Genomic DNA, 1,006 nt, shown 5'->3' with positions numbered 1-1,006 from the left:
ACAAAGGTTACCAACCCAAGTTACCCACCAAAGAACGGAAAGCATTGAAGCAAGCTTACGTTTACTTGGAAAAAAAGCGGTGCAAAGCTTTAACACAAGTTCGGGAAGCTCTGCAAGGTAAGCCACATCAAAAGCTTAAGCAAACCTTAAAACGGTGGCTCAAAAAACCCACCTATAAAGAAATTGCTCAGATGCCAGCGGCTGCGGTATTACCTGATTTACTCTTACCCATTGTCAGCAGCCTGTTACTCCACCCGGCTTGGCTAGTGGGCGTTGATCTTCAGGATACTGGTAGCCAAACTCCCAAGCAGCTGAAACCAGCAGCAGTTGAATCCCTGCTAGCCATTCGTGGGTCAGTGATTCACGATCTACGCAAGCAAGCCAAGCGGGTGCGTTACCAAATGAACCTATTTACTGAACTATATAGTCCTACCTATAAGGACTATGTGGAAGATATGAAGCAAATTCAAGGCATCTTAGGTGATATTCAGGACAGTATGGTTTTAGACGAATTCTTAAACTCTGTCTTTCACTCGGACCTAAAACATAAGGCTCCCCAGTTGGCTGAGTTACTACAGGCCAACCGCTACAAATCATGGCAACAGTGGCAAACCTTACAACAGAATTATTTGAAGCCCGAAACCAGGCAAGCCTTTCGCCAAATATTACTGACTGAGTCAGGCAACTGATAGGTCTTATGCTGGTGAGGGTATAAACACTGTTAATGTATCTTGGTTGAATGAATTGTATAAAATGTGCTAGCCTTATCAGAGTTGGAGAGTTTGAGAGGGAAAAGAATACCACGTCCTCTTAGGTCTTGAAGTTACCGTAAGGAGAGGGTCGCCTTAATCAAAAAGTTTTAACCATGCATCTGCATAGCCTGTGGAGGGAGTTCCCTCAGACAGGGTAGCCTTAATCAAAAAGTTTTAACCATGCATCTGCATAGCCTGCCGACCATAAAGGCTACCCTGTCTAAGGCGCGCGTCTTTAACCATAAAAGGGACTC

At 44.6% G+C, this 1,006-nt stretch carries 1 protein-coding gene; it reads left to right on the top strand.

The window, feature by feature from the left end:
• Positions 1 to 689 (top strand): CHAD domain-containing protein (locus F6K49_RS53020; protein ID WP_293111173.1); only part of this gene is annotated, 689 nt, incomplete at its 5' end.
• Positions 690 to 1,006 lie beyond the last annotated feature (317 nt).

It is taken from the genome of Moorena sp. SIO3I6, assembly GCF_010672095.1.
The sequence above is the reverse complement of the archived record's forward strand: the minus strand, read 5'-3'. Positions and strand labels throughout refer to the sequence as shown.